The 15,214-nt window shown below is 60.0% G+C and carries 9 protein-coding genes; 7 read left to right on the top strand and 2 right to left on the bottom strand.

The annotated features are described in order from the left end of the window. Positions 1-186: 186 nt before the first annotated feature. Positions 187-2,733, bottom strand: coding sequence for a filamentous hemagglutinin N-terminal domain-containing protein (locus tag B0G69_RS35335; RefSeq protein WP_347232536.1), 2,547 nt, complete (start codon positions 2,731-2,733; stop codon positions 187-189). A 325-nt stretch (positions 2,734-3,058) separates the two neighbouring features. Then, on the bottom strand, positions 3,059-3,625 hold the full coding sequence (locus B0G69_RS35330) for a phosphate-starvation-inducible PsiE family protein (RefSeq protein WP_121325111.1): 567 nt from the start codon (positions 3,623-3,625) through the stop codon (positions 3,059-3,061). A gap of 514 nt (positions 3,626-4,139) precedes the next feature. Here B0G69_RS35330 and B0G69_RS35325 point away from each other — a divergent pair. The 7 genes from B0G69_RS35325 to B0G69_RS35295 all read left to right on the top strand — a co-directional run bounded on the left by B0G69_RS35325 (position 4,140) and on the right by B0G69_RS35295 (position 14,520). Beyond that, on the top strand, positions 4,140-4,706 hold the full coding sequence (locus B0G69_RS35325) for an HdeD family acid-resistance protein (protein ID WP_121324718.1): 567 nt from the start codon (positions 4,140-4,142) through the stop codon (positions 4,704-4,706). 114 nt (positions 4,707-4,820) lie between these two features. Further along, the gene (locus B0G69_RS35320; protein ID WP_121324717.1) at positions 4,821-7,604 is read left to right on the top strand and encodes an AAA family ATPase; all 2,784 of its coding nucleotides are present in this window, start codon (positions 4,821-4,823) and stop codon (positions 7,602-7,604) included. Positions 7,605-7,831: 227 nt separating this feature from the next. Then, positions 7,832-8,038, top strand: a complete 207-nt coding sequence (locus B0G69_RS35315) for a DUF3562 domain-containing protein (protein WP_121325110.1) — start codon at positions 7,832-7,834, stop codon at positions 8,036-8,038. A gap of 302 nt (positions 8,039-8,340) precedes the next feature. Continuing rightward, entirely contained in the window at positions 8,341-9,732 is a 1,392-nt protein-coding gene (locus B0G69_RS35310) for a metallophosphoesterase (RefSeq protein ID WP_121324716.1), read from the top strand. A 336-nt stretch (positions 9,733-10,068) separates the two neighbouring features. Then, positions 10,069-11,904, top strand: a complete 1,836-nt coding sequence (gene asnB, locus B0G69_RS35305; protein WP_121324715.1) for an asparagine synthase (glutamine-hydrolyzing) — start codon at positions 10,069-10,071, stop codon at positions 11,902-11,904. Between the two features lie 299 nt (positions 11,905-12,203). Next, positions 12,204-12,683, top strand: a complete 480-nt coding sequence (locus B0G69_RS35300) for a nuclear transport factor 2 family protein (protein ID WP_121324714.1) — start codon at positions 12,204-12,206, stop codon at positions 12,681-12,683. 658 nt (positions 12,684-13,341) lie between these two features. Beyond that, complete coding sequence (locus B0G69_RS35295) at positions 13,342-14,520, top strand: acyl-CoA dehydrogenase family protein (RefSeq protein WP_121324713.1); 1,179 nt, start codon at positions 13,342-13,344, stop codon at positions 14,518-14,520. Positions 14,521-15,214: the final 694 nt, after the last annotated feature.

Here is a 15,214-nt window from a genome sequence, read left to right as displayed (position 1 = left end):
TGTCCTTCCGCTACCGTGAACACCCTGATGTGCCGACGAGGCGACAACCGCCGCGGAAGCACGACGGTCCGTTGTCTGGGGCGAAGCCGCCGCTCGAATGTCCCTGTGAAAATTTGTGCGACCGACCGTTGATGGCCGGCTTCTGACTTACTGACCAACTTCAAGATCACGCCCACGTCGATCCAATCAATGCGTCAGTTGCCAACGCAAGACCGGATGTGTCGCACCGGCCGGCATTGCCCACGCACCGGTCGCGCTGAAGTCCCAGGACGTATCGAAGCTGGCCGGATTGCTCATCTGTGCGGTGGTGAAGCCATTGCTTGCCGGCAGTGTGCCGCCGCCTTTCGTCGCACCGGTGGTTTCCTTGTCCCAGTAGACGTTGTTCTTAATGGTGCCACCTGCAAAGTACGCGATGCCTATCGGAACGGTTCCGAAATTGTACTGTGTGACCCGGCCGGTTGCGAACGACTGCTCAATGATGCCTTGCCCGTAGTTCTCGTTGACCAACCCCGCCCCGCCGACCATGCAGAACGAACAAGACGTTGCGTAGGAAGACACAGCTCCGGTGGCGTAAGACTGCGAGATCACGCCATCGTTGACACCCACCAGTCCTCCCGGTACGCCATGCGCGGATCCGGCCGTGCTGCCGGTCGCGTAAGACTGGCTGATCAGCCCCTCGTTCGACCCAACCAGTCCTCCCGCGACGCCAGTGCTGTCCACCGTCGCGGTACTCCACGATCGCGTGATGGTTCCCTCGTTGTCCCCGACCAGTCCACCGATGGAAGGATTCGCGATTATGCCGCCGCCGCCAATGCTGCCGCTCGCATAGGTGTAGGTAATCAAACCGTGGTTCACGCCCGCGACAATGCCGAAGACGCCATCGCCACTGTCGTCGACATGGACGTTGGTCACGCCGAGATTACGCACTACGCCCTGCTTTCCGATCACGCCAAACAGGCCGGAGGTCGCGTAGCCGTACTCGGATGTCACGCCGCCCGGTGTCACGCCGCTAATCACATGTCCCATGCCGTCGAACTGGCCGGTAAAAGCAATCGTGCCGTTTCCAATCGAAACGGGCGTGCCGAGACTATAAACAGACGGGTTCGCGCCGCCCAGGTTGATGTCCTTGCCAAGTGCGTAGACGCCGGAGAGATCCAACGGCACGTCAAGCAGATCAGTCAGCGAATTGACCAGCTTGTAGGCGCTCACCTGCGTGAGCAGACCACTGTACCGCGCGGCAGTCCAGGCGGCGTTGGTAAGAATCGTGCCCGGACTGTAGCTGCCATTCATGTCGTACAACGCGCTCACGAGGCCTGTGCTCGCAGACCAGTCGATCGTGCCACGGTTTGCCACGTTGCCGCCGTTATCGATGCTCGTCGCATCTGCGCGCAAGGTCAGATTTCCCGTGCCCTTGTTCCCGAGCGCAACGCCCAAAGCAATCGAGAGGTTGTGATAAGCCGCGAGGGTGAGTGCGGCAGACCCATTCCAGCCCAGGCTGGAGCCGATCACCAGATCGCCAGTAGTCCCGTTAGCACCCGTCGTCGTTACGTTTACCGAAGTGCCTGCGTTCAGGCTGCGTCGCAATGAATTCGCTGCGGAAGCGTCGATGGTCCACGCGGGTGTGGATATGTTCCACTGACTGGCACGCACTTGTGCATCTTTGCCGAACGTTAGCTGATCCGCCTGAATGTCGACGATGCCACCGTTGCCGTCGTCATTAGCCGCCTTGATCGCGCCACGTTGTATGACCTGCCCGCCATCAGCCACCAGCCATACATGTCCGTCCCGGTTGGCTGTGCCGTTGGCGCGCAGCCGTGCGCCACCACCGGCGAGCGCGTAGATGTTGCCGTCCGCGGCCTGAAGGCTGATCTGCGCCGCTTCCAGCGAGCCCTTGTCGAAGATCGTACCCTTGCTGCCGGTTTGCACGAATACCTGCCGGCCGCCGTTTGCATATTGCAATAGCACCTGCTCGCCCACGGCCAATTCAACAGTGCCATTCGGCGCCGTAATCGTACCGTCGTTGACAACGGCCCTTCGCGCAATCAGGAATACGTCTCCTCCATTCGAATTGATTCTGCCGAGATTAACCACACGTGTATCCGATTCGCCCGATAGCGTGAGCGCGTTGCCCTTCATGAAGGCGTCGTCGCAGAGGTCGAGGGTTGAAGCAAGGAAGCGTCCGCCGGTCGCGATCACGCCCGAACGTCCTATTACGATGCCTTGGGGATTGATCAGAAACACGTCGCCGGTCGCACTGAGTTTGCCGAGAATCGCAGACGGCGAGCCGCCCGATACGTGGTTGAGCGTCCCGCCCCGACCGTTGTCGAAAGTCACCCCGTCGCGTTTGCCGATCGAAAAACTGTCCCATTCGATCACGCCGCGCGTCGAGCCAGGCTGTGTGATGACGACGCCGTTGCCGCTGGCTGTGATCGAGCCCTGCCCGCTAACGTACCTTCCGCCCTGAGGTAACACGCCGCCTGCCATTGAAGCGGACGACGCGATAAATTCCGCCACGGACACGCCGACCAGGATCCAGTTGCAACGCGCGCGCCGGCAGTTGCTTTTGGCATCGATATTGAATGGTTGTCCTGATTGAAATGGCATGCATGCCTCCTCGCCATGACATCGAGAACCGACCGGTCGAGTACGTCGGCAGGAATGGTTCTTGAACCACCATTTTGAAGACCTTCGATTCAGCTTAGCAGATGCATCGCGCAGACAAGCTATCAGCACAGCTGCGTTTTACGCCAGATTAAGCTCTTTTGTGCGATTCATGACGGATTATGCGGGCGGGTATGTAGAGATAACAAGCGACTGTCTGTGGCGCTGACGGTCGCGTGTCTAATGGAGGCGTAAGGCTACGACCAGCGCGTTTCTTGCACCTTCACGCGAAGTCGGCTCCCGAGCGGCTATGAGACGATGGCAGATGACGTGTTGAACTACTTGCCGTTGGTGGGTCGAGTGAAGATGCGCCACCATCGACTTCGCGTGGCCATCGACGATGTCCGCTAGATTGACGCTTACGCTGCCACTACGTGACGTAGCGTGGCGAGTCGAATCATTTGCCGCGCTGCCCGCCTTCGCCGGGCCGTACCTCTTCCTGTCGCTGCGCGTCCGCCGTGCGATCGCGCAGCGCTTGCGTGGCGGCCGTCGCGTCGACCGGGTCATCACGCTGCCGCATCAGCCAGTAGACGATCCCCAGCGCCACCAGCGCAAACGCAAGCGCCGCGATCTGGGCGGGCGCACTGGCCGGATCGAGAATGATGAATTTGCGGGCGACAGCGAGCAGGGCAACGAGAAGCACCGTTTTGACCTGCACGATGTGATCGCGCCCCGCCATCACGCGCGTAATCGAATGTTTGAACTCCATTGCGATCAGCAGCGTCATGACCATGCCGAAGATGGTCTGAAACACCGCATGATCCAGCGGGTTCAGCGCGTCCGAAACCAGCAATGAAATCACCGCGCGAATCAACTGCCAGAGCGACACGAGGATGATGATGGAAATCACCACGCTCAGCACATGCGCAACAAGCTGCTCGAAGCGTTCATAAAAGGTGAGCATGTCCCACTGCAGACGCAACGCATCGAGATCCCTGCGCAGCCAGCTTTTCTTGCTTTCCATGATTTGGCTCCCGGGCGCCCGTCGCTGCGCCGCGAACGCAGCGCGCGCGTGCATGGATTGCACACGCGCCGTGCACAGTTCATTCGATGATCGCGCAACGCATATGCTACGGTCTTTCGCGTTTGCGCGGGTTCTTTACGGATAACTGCCCAAAGCAGAACTGACGTACGCAGTTATTGATAACAGAGGTCGAACTATTTCGCGCTTCTTTTACGAGGGTACCTGTCATGTACGCGAAGAGGTACTAAGCTTGAAGCAACGGGTCCATGCACTGCACCCCGACGATTGCGCAATATGGAACACGCGATTTTGGCAGCGCCCCAACGGGCATGACCCCGCGCGTGTTCCGCCTTGCCGCCCATGGTGCACAGACTGCGGCAGCGAATGACACGGCAGGAGCGCAGAAATCCGACACGTCTTGGGACGAACTGTAGAAATACATCGCTTCAATGGCTCCGTCAGCCGCGCGCCGCGCGCTGAGCGGGCATCTGTTCATGGTCTCGCGAGGCCCACGATGCACAATCTGCTCGGACACGCGTGGTGGATGCTGGCGCTGCGCGGCGCGGCCGGTTTCATCTTCGGCGTGCTGGCGTTGGCTCTGCCCGGTCTTACACTCACCTTTCTGGTCGCGTTGTACGCCGCGTATGCAATCGTCGGCGGCGTTGGGGCGATCAGCGGGGCCGTCCGTCATCGCCGTGATACGCCTGGCTGGTGGGCGCCGCTGCTGCTGGGACTGTGCAGCGTCGCCGCCGGGGTGATCGCGATCCTGCTGCCGACGATCACCGCCCTCATCCTCGTCATCGTGATGGGCGTCAATGCCATCGCGACGGGCTTGTTCGACCTTATCACCGCATTCCGGCTGCGCGTTCCTATTCGCGGCGCCTGGTCGCTGTACCTGAGCGGCATTCTTTCCCTGGTGTTCGGTGCGCTCGTACTCGCCTGGCCCGGCGCCGGCGCGCTCGCGCTCGTCTGGATGGTCGGTGCGTATGCCATTTTCACCGGCGTGTTGCTGCTGGCGCTCGGCCTTAGCGCGCGGGGCTGGCTCCGCGACGGGCTGACGGGCCATCCGTCCGCCGGATGAAGGTGGTTGCTCTGGTCGAGCCAGCGTTCGCTTAGCGTCACGCGTGCATCGTTGCGCAATCGCGTGGATCGTTCGGCTTCAACTTGAGCCGCCCTGTAAATGGAGAGGTTGACCATGCCTGCCCTTTGCGAAATTTGTCATGCCCGGCCCGCGGTTGCACAAGTGACGGTAGTGCAAAACGGCCAGCGTAAATCGATGTCGATCTGTGAGTACGATTACCGTCAATTGATGCGTCATCAAAGCATGCTGAATCCGTTCGATTCCCTGCTCGGCGGCGGTCTTTCGCGTCTATTGGGCGAGCTTCCCGGCGCGGCCGGAGACGAGCATGACGCCGACGCCGGACTCGTCGCTTCTGTGCCGCGCGAGTCCGTCGATGCCACCGACGCATTCAGCGAGCAGACAATGGAACTGCTGCAGCGCGCGGCGGAAAAAGCTCACGAACTGCAGCGCACCGAGCTCGACACGGAACATGTGCTGTACGTCCTCGCCGACACCGACGTCGTCGCGGCGCTCTTCAAGGAATTGAAGCTTTCGCCGGAGGACATCAAAAGATACATCGACGAGCACGCGCAAAAGGGTCACGCCGACTCCGACGCGCCCATCGACAAGATGACGGTCTCGCCGCGGCTGAAGAAAGCGTTTCAATACTCGTTCCAAGCGTCGCAAGAACTGGGGCATTCCTATGTTGGTCCCGAGCACGTGCTGATCGGCCTGGCCGCCGTTCCGGACAGCATCGCGGGCGCGTTGCTCAGGAAATACGGCGTCACGCCCGAGGCGTTGCGGCAGAAAGTGGTGAAGGTCGTCGGCAAGGGTGCGGAAGATGGACGCGTCGACACGCCCAGCGGCACGCCGACACTGGACAAGTTCGGACGCGATCTCACCGCAATGGCGCGGCAGGGCAAGCTTGACCCTGTGCTGGGACGCGCGCAGGAAATCGAGAGCACGATTGAAGTGCTCGCCCGGCGCAAGAAGAACAATCCCGTGCTGATCGGGGAACCCGGCGTGGGCAAGACCGCGATCGTGGAAGGATTGGCGCAGCGCATCGTGAACGACGACGTGCCCGAGGATCTGCGCGGCAGGCGGCTCGTCGAGATCAACATCAATTCGATGGTCGCTGGGGCGAAGTATCGCGGCGAATTCGAAGAGCGCGCGAAGCAGCTGATTGACGAAATCACCGCGAAGCAGAGCGAGCTGATCGTCTTCATCGACGAATTGCATACCATCGTCGGTGCGGGACAGGGCGGCGGCGAAGGCGGTCTCGATATCGCCAACGTGCTCAAGCCCGCGCTCGCGCGCGGCGAGCTGAGCCTGATCGGCGCGACGACCCTCAACGAGTATCAGAAGTACATCGAGAAGGACGCGGCGCTCGAGCGGCGCTTCCAGCCCGTCCTGGTGCCCGAACCGACCGTCGAGCAGACCATCGTGATTCTGCGCGGCCTGCGCGACAAGCTCGAAGCGCACCATCAGGTGACCTTCGCGGACGACGCGTTCGTCGCGGCGGCAGAGCTTTCCGATCGCTATATCACCTCGCGCTATCTACCGGACAAGGCGATTGATCTCATCGATCAGGCAGCGGCGCGCGTGCGCATTGGCTCAACTTCCCGGCCGCCGGACATCCAGGAACTCAAACCGGAGATCGCGCAGTTGAAACGCGAGCAGGACTATGCATCGTCGCGCAAGCGCTTCGACGAGGCCAAGGGCTTCGAGGAGCGCATCAAGGAGAAGCAGGCGAAGCTCGAAGAGCTAACCGAAGCGTGGCAGCGCAAGACCGGATCGGAGACGCTCGAAGTGACGGTCGAGGCAGTCGCGGAAGTCGTATCGCGTCTCACCGGCATACCCGTCACCGAGCTGACCCAAGAGGAGCGGCAAAAGCTGCTCGACATGGAGAACAAGCTGCGCGAGCGGGTTGTCGGGCAGGACGAAGCCGTGCTCGCCGTGAGCGATGCCGTACGTCTCTCGCGCGCCGGCATGGGTCAGGTCCATCGGCCGATTGCGACGTTCCTGTTCCTCGGTCCGACCGGTGTCGGCAAAACGGAGCTTGCGAAGGCGCTGGCGGAAACCGTATTTGGCGACGAGCAAGCCGTGATTCGCATCGACATGTCGGAATACATGGAGCGACATGCGGTCGCTCGATTGATTGGCGCGCCTCCGGGCTATGTGGGGTATGACGAAGGTGGTCAGCTCACCGAGCGCGTGCGCCGTCGTCCGTATTGCGTGATCCTGCTCGACGAAATCGAGAAGGCGCATCCGGATGTGAACAACGTGCTGCTGCAAGTGTTCGACGACGGCAGACTCACCGATGGCAAGGGCCGCGTAGTCGACTTCAGCAACACGATCATCATTTCGACCAGCAATCTGGGGTCGTCGATCATCATGGACAACCTCGAGAAGAGCGACAAGGATCGCGATTCGGAGAAGGAAATCCGCGAGAAGCTGATGGACGTGTTAAAGGGGCACTTCCGTCCCGAGTTCCTGAACCGCATCGACGAGATCATCGTTTTTCACGGACTTTCGCGCGCGAACATCCGCGCGATTGTGCAGATCCAGATCGATCGCGTAGTGCGGACCGCGGCGGCGCAGGGCATTACGCTCAGGGTCCACGACTCGCTCATCGATCATCTCGCCGACGTGGGCTATCGACCAGAATTCGGTGCGCGCGAGCTGAAGCGCCAGATTCGTCAGGAACTCGAGACGAGGCTCGCGAAGGAAATGCTGGGCGACAAGGTCAAGTCCGGCGATACCGTGGACGTGGCCTTCGACAAGGGCTCGGACAACGTGACGCTGACGACGGTCGAAGCTGAAGCAAAGCCGAAGGAGAAAAAGGGCAAGCCGCCGAGCAAGAAGGGCGTGCCGAAGTCGGAACAGGACAGCAAGGAATCCTCGAAGACCGATTCCTGATCGCCGCCGTCGGCGTCCCTTTCGGAGGCGGACACGTCGCGGTGCTGATCGACCTTTGCTCGCTATCCGCGACCGGCCGGTATGGCCAAATCAACGGTCGTTCGGCGGCGCTTCGCGACTGTCCCTTCATGGCCGGATTTTGCCCGATGTGGCCGACGCATGTCGACCGAAGCGTCCCGGCGCTCGTCGCGCTACGCTGTGACAGTGACCGTGATCGTGAGGCGCCCATGAAGACGCAGGACGCGCAGGAAGTGATTCGCGAAATAGCTGTGCTAACGGCGACCCCAGAAGAGATCGTATCGCAGATGTACGCGGAGACGGTGCAGGTCTTCCGTAAGGACGCGAGGATTCTCGATTACGTGCCGCTGCTCGCGGCGAAGCGCGTGCGTGAAACCTTGCGAGCTGTTTCGAAGATGGGTGGAGCAGACGGCTGAACATCCGCTCGATCCTTAGCGCGAATGTCGCTTCATGGCGGGTCTCGGAACCCCTGGGGAAAGTCGCCCCTTGTCTAGTCGTGCTGCGCAACGTACGACGATGCCCAGAAGTGCCCCAGCACCACATCGCTTGTACGGGACATCGTCTCCATGTGCGTCGCGTTCGCCGGCGCGAGCATCAGGCTTTCGGCTTCCTCACAAGACGCGCTCAAATAATCTTACAGTTCGCAACAAATCGTTTCTTTCCAACATCGTTTATACGTGTGCTAGCCTGCTGTGACTCTCGTTTTGGAGATCGCACAATGCCTGGCAAACGCAGCGCCGTTCCTTCAGCAAAGAGCCGTAAGGATAATGGGCGAGTTCTTGACGCGCCCGTATTCTCTCAACCGCAGCCAACGCCCGACCCGCAGACGTTCGTCGTCAGACACGCTTCGGATGCCGCCGCCTACAAGGTCATCGACGAGCTGAACCGCGAGCATAAGCTCAAGCCCTTGCCCTTCCCCGCGCCGCGTGGCGGCGTCGAACCGCGTCTCTCGCTCGCCGACGTGCTCAACAGGAATCAGCAAGTGCTGGAACAGATTAACGCGAACGGTCAGATCGTCTTCCATTCGACGGGCGATTGCGGCAGCACCAAAGCCCCGAAAACGCAGAACGAAGTCTCCGACAAGATGGTGAGCGATTTCGATGAGACCGATCCAGCCGAGGTGCCCCAATTCAATTTTCTTCTCGGCGATATCGTCTATAGCTTTGGTGAGTCGCAGTATTACTACGACCAGTTCTATGAACCTTATCGCGACTATCACGCGCCGATACTTGCCGTGGCCGGCAACCATGACGGAATGATTTCGCCGCTTCAGCATGAGAAGAGCCTTCAGGCGTATCTCCGCAATTTCTGCGCTGACTGCTTCAAGGTTTCGCCCGATGCCGGGCATCTGTCGCGCACCGCGCAGATCCAGCCAGGCGTCTTCTTCACGTTCGAAGCGCCCTTCGTCCGGATCATCGCGCTATACAGCAACACGCTGGAAGATCCAGGCGTCATTGCGAATGCCGACATCGGCAATAGCCAGCTCAAGTTCTTGAGAGCTGCGCTAACCCGCGTCAAGAAGGAACGTTATACGGGCGCCCTGCTCTTTGCTCATCACCATCCGGCGTATGTCGTACGCGGGAAACATGGATGGAGCATCGAGATGCAGCAGCAGATCGATGCCGTCTGCAATGAAGTCGGCGTTTGGCCTCATGCGGATCTCGCAGGGCATGCGCACAACTATCAGCGGTTCACAAGGACACGACCGGACGGAACGCATATTCCGTATATCGTATGCGGCAACGGCGGTCACAACGTCCAGCTGTTGACAACGAACGGCCAGCCGCCGCTGCGCGCCCCACAACTGATCCAGCAGGCATCTGGCGACACTGACGCAGTCGTGTTCGAAAACTACGATGATCAGAACTACGGCTATCTGCGTCTGGTGGCCAATAGCGCACAGTTGCGGATCGAATACCATTCGGCCAGCGACGGCCCGCACACGAAGGCCCCCAACGATTCGGTGACCGTCGACCTGACCACGCGCCAGCTTTCTCATTACGTGGCACGCGACTCAGGGATACCCGCACTTGCATCGCAAATACGTGCTCACATGGTAAGCGGCCAGGTTGCTAAGGTCGACGAAAAAACGCGCAAGAAAGCGAAATAAACCTTTCCGCAGCATGGGGGCACGTCAGGGCGGCGCGTGCCACCTTATGAAACAGCATGAGGCGGTTGAATCTCCGAAGCCCGCGATTGACAGCAGGCGAAGTACAACAGCCGCTCACCCTATCGGGTCGATGATGGTCGAAGCCAGAGGTGATTACAAACCGTCAGATTCCTATCCTGAAGCTTGCGGCAGGGTGTGCACTTATCCACTGAGTATCACGGAATTTTCCTTCTCGTGACGTGTTATCTGAGGAAGCAATGGCTTCATTGAGCTTTTTAGAGAGCTCGATGAAGGGCAGTCCGTTGCACGTCCTTCAAATGTCAGAGGAGATACGTGATGTGTGGGATTGTGGGCTGGGTGGACTACGAACGCGATCTGGGCGAGCAAAAGCCGATCATTGAGGCAATGACACGCACGATGGCACTGCGCGGGCCCGACGCGCAGGGCATCTGGATCGACCGCCACGCAGCACTGGGACACCGCAGGCTTTCCGTCATCGATCTCGAAGGCGGAGCGCAACCAATGCAAGCTGCTGAAGAAGGTAAAGCGGTTGCATGCCTGACCTACAGCGGCGAAGTGTACAACTTCGTTAAACTACGCGACGAGTTGATGAAGCGCGGCCATCGCTTTACGAGCCGCAGCGATACCGAAGTCGTGTTGCGCAGCTACCTCGAGTGGGGCGAGTCATTTGTCGATCGTCTGGTTGGTATCTATGCGTTCGCGATCTGGGATACGCGCAAAGAGGAGTTGCTGCTGGTGCGCGACCGTGTAGGCGTGAAGCCGCTGTTCTATCAACCCTTCGGCAGCGGCGTGCTGTTCGGTTCCGAGCCAAAAGCGATTCTGGCTCATCCGGATATTGTGCCGCGAGTGGGGCTGGAAGGGTTGCGGCACGTAATCAGCATGTTCCGCATGCCCGGCGACGCGGTATACGAAGGCATGCGCGAAGTGATGCCTGGACACTTGGTGCGCGTGTCGCGCAGTGGCATCGCGCAACGGTCCTACTGGAAGCTCGAGGGTTACGAACATACCGATTCGCTGGGTGTCACGATCGAAACGATTCGTGGACACCTAGACCGGATCATGCGCCAGCAGACCGTTGCCGACGTTCCGCTTTGCAGCCTGCTATCGGGCGGGCTCGATTCGTCGTTGGTCACGGCGATGGCCGATCGGATATTGCGCCAACGAAGCGGCAGTGCAGTGCACTCCTATTCGGTCGATTTTGCGGACCATGGGCGGGCCTTCGCCAAGGACCCGTACCGCGATACCGCCGATACGCCGTTCGTGCGTGAGTTCGTCAAGCAGGTGAATACGCGGCACACCGAGGTCGTGTTGAACGACCGCGAGCTCGCGAACATGCAAGTGCGGCGTGCCGTTGTCGACGCGCTCGACTCGGCATGGTTCGTCGGCAGCGACCTATTCCCATCGCTCTATCTACTCTTCAAGGCAGTGCGCGAGAATTCGACGGTCGCATTGTCCGGCGAGGCCGCCGACGAAGTGTTCGGCGGCTATAGATGGTTTCACACGCCGGAAACCGTCAACCTCGACACGTTCCCCTGGATGCGGGTTGCGCCGTCGAAGCTCGACACGCTGTTGTCCCCGGACCTATCAAAGGAACTGCGCCTGAAGGAGTATGAGGCCGACTGTTACGCCCAGGCACTCCGCGCAGTACCGCATGTCGGCAAGACGGGCGCCGAAAAGCGTATGCGCGAGATATGCCACCTCCATCTGATCAACTGGCTCCCCATCCTGCTAGACCGGAAGGACAGGATGAGCATGGCGGTGGGCCTCGAAGTACGTGTGCCCTTTTGCGACCACGAACTGATGCAGTACGTATTCAACACGCCGTGGAGCATGAAGACGTTCGATGGTCGCGAGAAGAGCCTGCTGCGCGCAGCGGCAGGCGACGTCGTGCCCAAGGCGATTCTCAAACGCGTGAAAAGCCCCTATCCGGCCACGCAAGACCCAGCGTATGAACGCGCTTTGCGTGCCTGCATGGGCAGCGTGATCTCGAAGGCGTCGCCGCGCACGGCACAGACTTTCGACGTGGACGCGATTCGTAAGCTGATCGATCAACCGCTGAACGAAGTTAGCATCGGTTGGGAGCGAGGGGACCTCGATCACGCGCTCGCGATGTCGGACTGGCTGGAAAGGTACGACGTGGAACTTGTATAGGCGAGGTGGCGCTATGAGATTTTAGCGCCGGATGCGCTCTGCCGCCGTCCCTGCTGGCCAACACATCACACGCCGATAAGTTCGCCTTGTAGGGGCAATCAGACGCATCAAGGATTCGCGGCTCCGATCAAGGGTGCCGATACATGTCATTCGCTTTCTGCAAACACTGATCCGACGTGTGGTCAGCTGCATCGACATGGCGCTTGGGCGTATCGCGATAGTGAAAGGAGGTCGAGGGAGAGCCCGACGTGAAGAGAACTGCTTGTATCACCACCCAATGAAACGTTCAAGGAGAACACATGGCGACTACCCAGGATATCGCTGCACGGATCGATGCACTCGAAAGCCAATTCGCGCTGGAACGGCTCATCGCCGCATACAGTCAGGCGTTCGACAATCGCGATGAGGCACTGCTGCGCAGCATTTGGCATAGCGATGCGAGTCTGTTACTGGGCGACGCGTTCGGCAACTGTACCGGTATCGATGCCATCATCGAGTCAGCTCACAGGAACTGGGCGCAGATCCCGCACATGCATCACTGGACGGCCAATCCACTGATCGACATTAACGGCAACCTCGCCACGGGCAAGGTGGCGCTCAACGCGCTGGTTACCCATGCGGAGATGGGGCCGGTCCAGATCAGCGGCCTTTATCACGACCGGTTCGAGCGCCGTGACGGCCACTGGGCATTCACGGAGCGCAGATTCGATTTGCACTACGTGACGCCCCTGCCGAACTGGAAACCGGTTGCCGGGATCGAAGCTGCGTCCCAGTCCTGAGCCGAATAGGCAGGCGGATCACCGGGCCGGATCAACGTCCGGAGCAACTTCGGGCCTGTGTGTGGAGGACACTCTCCGCACTCCGTGAGTCGACCAGCTTCCTTCCTGCCGTCAATCACACCAACCAGCTCCAGAATCGGCTAAAGGAGCAATCATGTCAGAGCCCATCGAAGATCGTCTTCGAAGCCTCAGCGACGCGGTGCTCAGGCCCCCGCCAAACCACTTGTTCGACTGTCCGAATTTGCGCGGCCACCTCTATTGCGAGCCTCGCTCCGATTGTCCCGATCGAAAGCGCGGACGGGAAAATTTACGCGAACCAGTTACAGCATTTCATCGACGTGCCCTGGAAAGGGCAACCCCGATCATCGACGGAGACGACGCAGCGCGTACGCCGCAAGCGACACTTGCGGTGCCATCGAACCCGTTTGCGCCGGGTCCGGCGTGTCCCCGTGGGATGGCAAACACAGATGCGATGAACGTCGGAAGGATTGCTGACGGTCTCGAGGCGGCGCAAAGCCCCTCGCCCAGAATAACAGGGCAAGCCCGGCGATTATTCGGTCTGATGCGGCGTGACGCGTTCCATCGGGTGGAATAACTCGTGGATCAAGGATGTTGTGAAAGAGTCACTCCGCGATACTCACATCAAAGGACCCATGCCATGACCCATGAAGTCGACCGTATGCTTGACGAAATCCGCAAACTGGCGCCGAGCATTCCATCGCGCACAGCCGAAATCGAAGCAGCACGCCGAATGCCTCCAGACCTGGTGGAGACGCTTAAGGCGATCGGCATCTATCGCATGTTCGTACCCAGGAGTCACGGCGGAATGGAGCTTGATCTTCCGAAAGGGCTCAGGGTGATCGTCGAACTCGCAAAGATCGATGGGGCGTTGGGCTGGCTCGCGATGATTGCCAGCGGAGGCGCGCTGTTTGCATCCTTGCTGCACATTCGGACATATGATCAGGTCTACGCGACGGGTCCGGACGTCATCCTTGCCGGTTCGTCCCAGCCTGCGGGCACCGCGCAGGCGGTGACGGGCGGCTGGCGCGTGAGCGGGCGCTGGCCGTTCGCCAGCGGTTGTCAGCAAGCCGAATGGATGATGGGTTTCTGCACGATGACGAAAGACGGGAGGCCGCTTCCCGGTTGCGCCGGCGAAGACGGGCCGCCGCTGGTGCGCGGCTTCATTCTCCCAGCGTCCGAATGGCGGATCGAAGATACGTGGCACGTGGCAGGGCTCAAGGGTTCCGGCAGTCATCACATCGCGATCGCCGACAAGATCGTGCCGGAAAGGAACTTCTTTGATATCGAGAACGGCGTGCCTTGTCTTCCGGGCCCGCTCTATCAGAGCGTGCTGGAACTCATTCCGGTGATGCACAGCGCCTTCTCCGTAGGTGTGGCCGAAGGAGCGTTGGGGGAACTCGTCGCGCTTGCGAATACCGGCCGGAGGCAGCATCGCGCGGTGACTGCGATGCGTGATTCGGAGCTGTTCCAGGCAGAACTCGGCCGAGTCGAAGCCGACCTGAGGGCGGCGCAGGCGTTCATGGAGGTACAGGCCGCAAGCCACTGGGGCCATGCGCAGGCGGGAACAATCAACGACGACGCGCTGCGCATGCAAAGCACGCAGAACGCCGTGTGGATCGCTTCGACCTGTGTGCGTATTGCCGACGCGTGCTTCGCGCTGGGTGGCGGGAGCGCTCTCTACGACGTCTCGCCGCTGCAGCGGCGCTTGCGTGACCTTCACGCCGGGGCGCAGCACGTCGTGGCCCAGCAACGAAATTATGCGGCAGTTGGCAGGCTGCTTCTGGAAGACTTGGTCCCGAAGACCGCCGCTGGCTAGTCGAGCCGGGCAATCCGAACACCAGCAGCGTCGGGGAGCCATACCCGATGCGGCTGAGGATGCTCACCAATGGATGGAGACACAATCGAATCGTGGAAAATTCAATCATAGTAATCGTTATTCTATTCGGCGCACTTGCAACCGGTGGATTGGTCGTCAACTGGATAGGGTTAGGACGCGCGATGTCCCGGCTTTCGGTTTCTGCCTATGTTGAATTCCATCAGCATACGAATCGTACTTTCGATCCCTATATGCCGATCGTGGTTATAGGTGCCCTGGCAGGAGGCGTAGCCCTTGCTGTGATGTACGGTGTCCATTCCATTCCCGGGCAACTTGCTGCGGCAGGTGCAGTCTGCTATGCGCTCATCATAATAATTGGCGTACCGACATGTGTCCGCATTAATCATCAAATCCAGTCCTGGCCTATTCACAACCCGCCGCGCGAATGGGTCCAAATACGCGCGCGATGGATCAGGTTTCACGTGATCCGTACTCTTTTTTCGGTTCCGGGGCTCGCACTCTACACGGCGTCCGTGGTCTTACGCACTGCCTGAAGCGTGATCGGGAAGCAAGGCGGTTCAGAAATTATCGACCCGGCGCTTTTTTGATGAAGCCGCTGGATATCTTCGACCTGGTGGGAAGTTCGCCTTCTCTTACTCCAACTGCTCGAATGGGCGGTTGCTCGACCGACGGG

Origin of the sequence: Paraburkholderia sp. RAU2J (assembly GCF_003634845.1) — a bacterium.
Taxonomy (GTDB): Bacteria; Pseudomonadota; Gammaproteobacteria; order Burkholderiales; family Burkholderiaceae; genus Paraburkholderia; species Paraburkholderia fynbosensis.
This window is presented reverse-complemented; position numbering and strand designations above follow the sequence as displayed.